Source organism: Pseudoalteromonas sp. G5_S1_14_S5 (assembly GCF_054968605.1).
This window is the reverse complement of record NZ_JBQKUM010000122.1, coordinates 1-7102: the sequence shown is the minus strand read 5'-3', so window position 1 is coordinate 7102 and position 7102 is coordinate 1. Positions and strand designations below refer to the sequence as shown.

The window sequence follows — 7102 nt, the reverse complement described above, 5'->3', positions numbered from 1 at the left end:
TCTCGGCCACCTCACCGTCTTGCGGAGGCACATATTACGTTTTACCGAAAATATGTCAAACACTTTATTAAAAAAAATTGGACAAAAACACTCAACCGTTTGCTATTTAATCAAAGCGCTTGCAATTTGAACTTATAATATCAAAAGCGCGCTTTTTCCCTTAAAAATTAAGGTGAAAGATTGGCAATAATAAACCGCTAAAAACAATTATCTAGTTTCTTCAGCAGCAAGTGCTACCGCTGAATGAACAATACTACGGGATGCGTATTTGCGCTATTGGGGAAGCCAATAAATCTTGAAGTCTGGCAGATAAATATCGCTACGAGCTTCATCATGCAAGAACTCAGATAATACTCCACTTACTGGAGTATTATCTCAATGGAATCAAAACAAACGCACCATCCGATAAATCAATATCCCAACATCGATTTCTCATACTCCAAGATCAAAAAAGGCTAGCAGTAATGCTAGCCTCTTCTCTACGCAAAGTATTAGTAGTTGCCAGATGCAACGTTACCATTACCTTTTTCAGCTTGAATGCGCATGTAGATCTCTTCACGGTGAACAGATACTTCTTTCGGTGCGTTAACACCAATGCGTACTTGGTTACCTTTAACGCCTAGTACAGTAACTGTTACTTCATCACCAATCATCAGTGTTTCGCCAACGCGGCGAGTCAAAATTAGCATTCTTTGCTCCTTGAGTAATCTCTAAAATTATCTAGCTACGAGAGCATTATCCAACAAAAGTTATATTTTCGTAAACTATCGATTAAGTTTATTTAGCCAAAATGCACTTCTTTTTTAGGATAACCCTGTGTTTCACGCGCTACGATGTATGCATTATGTAATATGTTAGCAGCCATATCGACTTGCGTTGGTGATACCACCAAGGTTAAAGACTGCTGCTGCAATAAGTGATGCTGAACATCAATTTCGCCTTCAGACAACAATCCATGTGAACTGACCACCATTTCTTGTGTTCGGCTTCCTACCACAGTTAACAAACTAACCCGTTCACTATTACGGATTTTCTCATCAAAAACTAGTTTTAATTTGGCACTTATGTCTTGTTTGATAATGAGTGCTGCCCGATCTGTTTCCTCGATCACACAACAGACTTCAATTCCTAACAATTGGCAATACGATAAGAAAGAATCTAGGTCTTCATTCAAACACTCAATACGCACCATATCTCTTTGTATAGCCAGGCCTGAAATATCATTCAAACACTGGTCGCCCGCAATAAGTGTGCCCTCGCCTTGTTCAAAGCTTGAAAGCACACGCAATGGCACATTGTGTTGCCAAGCATACTGAACGCAAGGAAGGTGTAACACCTTAGCACCACGTCGAGCCATCTCTTCCATCGATGGAAAATCTAAGGTATCGAGTTTCTTTGAGTGTTTAACAACTCGAGGGTCACACGAATAAACGCCATCAACATCAGTATAGATCTGGCACTCTTTGGCTTGCAGAGCTCCTGCTAAGGCAACCGCTGTAGTATCAGAGCCACCACGACCTAGTGTCGTAATATCACCTTTAGCATTGATGCCTTGAAAGCCTGCCACAATCACTATTTGGTCTTCGTCCAAAAGGGCTTGAATAGGAGCAGTATCAATACGCTCAATCGTCGCATTGTTATGATTGGAATCGGTGTGAATTCTCGCTTGGTAGCCTGTCATCGATGTCGCTTCATAACCTAACTTGTGCAGCGTCATCGCCAACAGTGCCATGGAAACTTGCTCTCCGGCCGTTAGTAACACATCCAATTCTCTAGCATTTGGTACACTATCGATTTGGGTGGCTAAGTTAACTAACCGATTTGTTTCACCTGACATAGCAGAAACCACAACCACGATTTGATTGCCTTCATTTTTCGCTTCAATGATTTTCTCTGCTATATGTTGGATTCGTTCTATTGAACCCACTGACGTTCCGCCAAACTTCTGCACGATAAGAGGCATTTTCACCCGTCCTCACCTTCCCAAGACCAATGTCTATATATGACAAAAAAACACACGCTCCGCGTCATGGCGAAGCAATAAAAAATTAACCAAGAAGTCTTACGTTGACATTAGACTTCTTGGTTAATCTGAATCAAACCTGGTTTAGACACTCTTCCAATAGGCAAAATAAAAGATGCCCAATCAACTGATTGGGCATCTTTGTATCAATTACTTAAGCTTAAAGACGCTCTTCTAGCCAAGTACGTACAGATTTAAGCGCTTCAGGTAGTGCTTCAACGTCAGTACCGCCCGCTTGAGCCATATCTGGGCGACCGCCACCTTTACCGCCAACTTGCTCTGCAACCATCTTAACCAGGTCGCCCGCTTTTACTTTGCCGATAAGATCTTTAGTTACACCAGCAATCAAGCCAACTTTACCGCCTGCTACGTTAGCGATTAGGATGATACCGCTACCTACTTGGTTTTTAGCGTTATCAACCATAGTACGTAGGTTCTTGTTGTCCGCACCTTCAATAGCAGCAACCAGTACCTTAGTACCAGAGATCTCTTCTACTTTGCCCATGATGTTCGCACTTTCAGCTGCAGCCATCTTTTCTTTAAGTAGTTGGATTTCTTTCTCTAGAGACTTCGCTTTTTTAGCTGACTCAGCCAGTTTCTCTTCGTAAGCGTTAGCTTGAGCTTCTACTGCATCTAGTGCAGCCTCACCCGTTACCGCTTCGATACGACGAATACCCGCTGCGATACCACCTTCAGAAGTGATCTTGAACAGACCAATGTCACCAGTGTTGCTTGCGTGGATACCACCACAAAGCTCAGTAGAGAAATCGCCCATGGACAGCACGCGAACTTCATCATCGTACTTCTCACCAAACAGTGCCATCGCACCTTTTTCTTTCGCTGACTCGATGTCCATGATATTGGTTTCAATTGCATGGTTCTTACGAACCTGCGCGTTAACCAAACGTTCTACTTCTTTAAGTTGTTCAGGCGTTACCGCTTCAAGGTTAGAGAAGTCAAAACGTAGGTTGTCAGGCTTAACCAAAGAACCTTTTTGAGCCACGTGCTCACCAAGTACTTCGCGCAGTGCAGCGTGAAGTAAGTGAGTTGCAGAGTGGTTAAGTGAGATAGCAGCACGACGCTCAGCGTCTACTGTAGCTTCTACTTTATCGCCTTTCGCGAATACACCTTCAACTAGCTCACCGTGGTGTGCAAATGCGTTACCTAGCTTTTGAGTGTCTTCAACTTTGAAAAGGCCAGACGCAGTTTTTAGCGTACCGGTATCACCACATTGACCGCCTGATTCCGCGTAGAATGGGGTTTCTTCAAGGATGATGATTGCTTTATCGCCCGCAGACAGAGAAGCAACCTCTTCGCCTTCAACGAACAGTGCAGAGATCTCACCAGCACCTTCTGTACCTGTGTAGCCACAGAACTCAGTGTTAGTTTCCACTTTGATCGTTGCGTTGTAGTCAGTACCGAATTGGCCCGCTTCACGTGCACGCTGACGCTGAACTTCCATCGCCTTTTCGAAGCCTTCTTCATCAATAGTGAAGTCACGCTCACGAGCTACGTCGTTAGTTAAGTCAGCAGGGAAGCCGTAGGTATCGTAAAGTTTGAATACTGTTTCACCGTCTAGCTCTTTGCCTTCAAGTGCGTCTAGTGCTTCGTTCAAGATAACCATGCCGCGCTCTAGTGTGCGACCAAAGTTCTCTTCTTCGATACGAAGTACTTTTTCAACAAGCTCTTGTTGCTTCTTCAGCTCGTCTGCTGCAGAACCCATCACTTCAGCTAGTACACCCACAAGTTTGTGGAAGAATACGCCTTGTGCACCTAGCTTGTTACCGTGACGAACTGCACGACGAATAATACGACGTAGAACGTAACCACGACCTTCGTTTGAAGGCATAACGCCATCAGCGATCAGGAATGAACAAGAACGGATGTGGTCAGCGATAACGCGTAGCGACTGGTTTGATAGGTCTTCGTAACCGATCGTTTCAGCCGTTGCTTTGATTAGCTTTTGGAATACATCGATTTCGTAGTTTGAGTGAACGCCTTGCATGATTGCGGAGATACGCTCAATACCCATACCGGTATCAACAGCAGGCTTAGGTAGCGGTTCCATTGTGCCGTCTGCGTGACGGTTGAACTGCATGAATACGTTGTTCCAGATCTCGATGAAACGGTCACCATCTTCTTCAGGAGTACCTGGACGGCCGCCCCAAATGTGCTCACCGTGATCGTAGAAAATCTCAGTACATGGACCACAAGGACCTGTGTCACCCATTGTCCAGAAGTTGTCAGACTCGAACTGTTTACCGCCTTCTTTGTCGCCGATGCGAACGATACGGTCAGCAGGTACACCTACTTTCTTGTTCCAGATATCGAATGCTTCGTCATCTGTCTCGTATACCGTTACCAATAGACGATCTTTTGGCAGTTGTAGAGTTTCTGTTAGGAATTCCCAAGCAAACGCAATCGCGTCTTCTTTAAAGTAATCACCAAAGCTGAAATTACCAAGCATTTCAAAGAATGTGTGGTGACGAGCCGTGAAACCAACGTTTTCAAGGTCATTGTGTTTACCGCCAGCACGTACACAACGTTGAGCCGTAGTCGCTCGAGTGTAGGCACGCTTTTCGGCGCCTAAGAAACAATCTTTGAATTGGTTCATACCTGCGTTAGTGAATAGCAGGGTTGGATCGTTATGTGGAACTAACGATGAACTGTCTACGATTTGGTGTCCTTTGCTCTCAAAGAACTTAAGGAACGCGTTGCGAACCTCATCAGTGCTCATGTACATGCAGCTCTTCCTGAAAATAGTCGAGTTAGAATTTTGCCGTATTGTAGATCATGGTTAAGGCTTCGACTAGTTTTCTTGTAGAAAAGACGCCCTTGGGTGGATTTTAGTTGGAATTAGCGAAAATGAAGAATATTCCACTAGGTTGTAACTAGTCGATATAAAGAAAAACGGTAGGGTGAATATTTATGGGAGAAGCTTAAATAAACTCTGATAAGCAAGCATTTCGCTAGGAGTGGATGATTTGGGAAGACTAGCGCTTAGTACAGATATGGTTGAACTCTTCGCTGTTATTAGCTGAGAACAGGTAAAGAAAATCACCGTCCAATTCAATATCGTATTGAATCGTAAAACCCTTATACAGTACCTGATTACGATTGAGCATGTCATTCGGATGTTTATGTCTGAAGTTCACTTCATTAAACACCATCTCTAAATGGTTGTCTTGTAATGTGTATTTCCCGACAAACACAACCTATGCCGTTTCGACCGCCCCATACTGATTCAGAGTTTGAATCCTATCGCTGACAAAAAAATCTTCGTCAGAACTAAACGAGTACAACATAAATTCATTCAACTCAGAGTACCGCGCATACGATGGCGTAACAAAGCCCAAATGTTTGAGGTTACACGCCCACTGGCTCCTTCTTAAAGAGATAGGTTAAATGTGTAATACAATTGCCAGAATCAATGCACCTAACGCTTGTAATCCATACAGTTTCGCCTAATTAACGGTGAAGCCTTGGTGCCCAAAATTCACCAAGGCCTCTCGCTATGATTAAGCTTTTAGAGCTTCAACAATAGCGTTGTAGTTTGGCTCTTCAGTCACTTCCGAAACCAGTTCGCTGTGCAACACTACGTTGTTAGCATCTAGTAGAATAACGGCACGAGCTGACAAGCCAGATAGTGCATGCTCTTCAAACTGAGTACCGAATGCTTTTAATAGCTCTGGATTTTTGAACACCGATAGCTGCTCCACACCTTCCACATCTTCGCTCTCTTGGTAACGAGCAAGCGCAAATGGTAAATCGGTTGAAACCGTGTATACATCCACTGACTCTGATTTTAGCTCAGCTAGCTCAGAGATCACCTTAGTACTGCTTGAACATACTGGTGTATCAACGCTTGGGAACAAGTAGATCAGTTTAAAATCAGCTTGTTTTTCTGAAATCGTTATTGGTGCTAACGATACCGATGTCATTGCTGGTGTAGTAAGTACTTCACCTTTTTGTGGGAAGTCACCTGCTAGTGCGATGTTATCGCCCATAAATGTCACTGTGTTCATGTTTATTCCTTTCAATGTAATTCTTAAAATGGCTGTTCTAGCTGACTGCGTTGCTATTATCTAAGGTATTCAAATCGAACACCTCTTATCTATTATTTCATTCGTAATTTGCGCCTGCGAAGTTAGTAAAAACGTTTATTAACCCTCAGGCGCAAATTCAACGCTTAGGCAGCTTCGATTACTTTTCGTATTTGATTGAGGATAGCAACCGCATCGTCGAAACCAACAGAAAGAGAGAAATCAATTTCTTGATCAATATGCTCCTGAGAAACCTTTAGTAAGGTCACCTTGTCGCAGCGTTCAAGGCTCTTCTCTGAATCGGAAAAAATCTTAGTAAGAGATTGAACAACATCCAGTTGAAAGGACTCTATGGAAGTGACGTCCTTATACTTTTGCAACAGCTGACTCACCGATTGAGAGTTTTTCTGTTTAATTTCTGGCACCCTAATTACCTTTAAAACAACGATTAGAAGTAAAGCTATCACCCAAGCTCGAGGCGGCATTACGTTAACAACCAGCCCTCGTTCCCACCACAAACCATTGCCAAACAAAAACATAACGACATAGCTAAATGTAATCTTTATATAACCAATGAGATTTTAGCCCTCCTATGCTTCAAGTACCGCCCGCCAAAATGAATTTCATTTAAATTACTAAGCCCATGAATCAAATACGTAATATCACCGATTCCGTCACTATTGATATTGAGATAAGGACACTGACTCACCATCCAGCGGATATCGCGGTCAGCATGCGCCCTCTGCCGTTCAAAGTTCTGTTGCACTTGTTAAAGCACTAAGATAGATGCGTTTCGCGAGAAGAGTGTTGGCAAGGTATGTTAGTTAACGATCAGTCCCTAACCAACACCATTAGTTATATTCGTAAAGTATTCAAAATTTAGATACTAATGAGTTAGAGCTCAAAACAATCAGTAAGCAAGGTGACTTATTGGTGATTTCACCAAAGCACCAAGCTCTGAAGGTTGAAGAAATTAAGCCTTTCGTTGAGGCGGAAGTGCAACTTGAATTGGCGGATGCTGGCACTGGCATTGATG

Annotated in this window: 6 protein-coding genes; all 6 read right to left on the bottom strand. The window is 43.2% G+C overall.

Translation table 11 applies throughout. The annotated features are described in order from the left end of the window. Nucleotides 1-491: 491 nt before the first annotated feature. The 6 genes from csrA to ACTRWI_RS21485 all read right to left on the bottom strand — a co-directional run bounded on the left by csrA (nt 492) and on the right by ACTRWI_RS21485 (nt 6491). On the bottom strand, nt 492-689 hold the full coding sequence (gene csrA, locus ACTRWI_RS21510; RefSeq protein WP_004415691.1) for a carbon storage regulator CsrA: 198 nt from the start codon (nt 687-689) through the stop codon (nt 492-494). Nucleotides 690-781: 92 nt separating this feature from the next. Continuing rightward, entirely contained in the window at nt 782-1963 is a 1182-nt protein-coding gene (locus ACTRWI_RS21505; protein ID WP_499133756.1) for an aspartate kinase, read from the bottom strand. A gap of 220 nt (nt 1964-2183) precedes the next feature. Continuing rightward, nucleotides 2184-4766 (bottom strand): alanine--tRNA ligase, encoded by a 2583-nt coding sequence (gene alaS, locus ACTRWI_RS21500; protein WP_499133755.1) that lies wholly within the window; start codon nt 4764-4766, stop codon nt 2184-2186. A 250-nt stretch (nt 4767-5016) separates the two neighbouring features. Further along, nucleotides 5017-5235 (bottom strand): hypothetical protein, encoded by a 219-nt coding sequence (locus ACTRWI_RS21495; RefSeq protein WP_499133754.1) that lies wholly within the window; start codon nt 5233-5235, stop codon nt 5017-5019. Between the two features lie 306 nt (nt 5236-5541). Beyond that, entirely contained in the window at nt 5542-6048 is a 507-nt protein-coding gene (gene tpx / locus ACTRWI_RS21490; protein WP_499133753.1) for a thiol peroxidase, read from the bottom strand. Between the two features lie 164 nt (nt 6049-6212). Continuing rightward, complete coding sequence (locus tag ACTRWI_RS21485) at nt 6213-6491, bottom strand: hypothetical protein (RefSeq protein ID WP_499133752.1); 279 nt, start codon at nt 6489-6491, stop codon at nt 6213-6215. Nucleotides 6492-7102 lie beyond the last annotated feature (611 nt).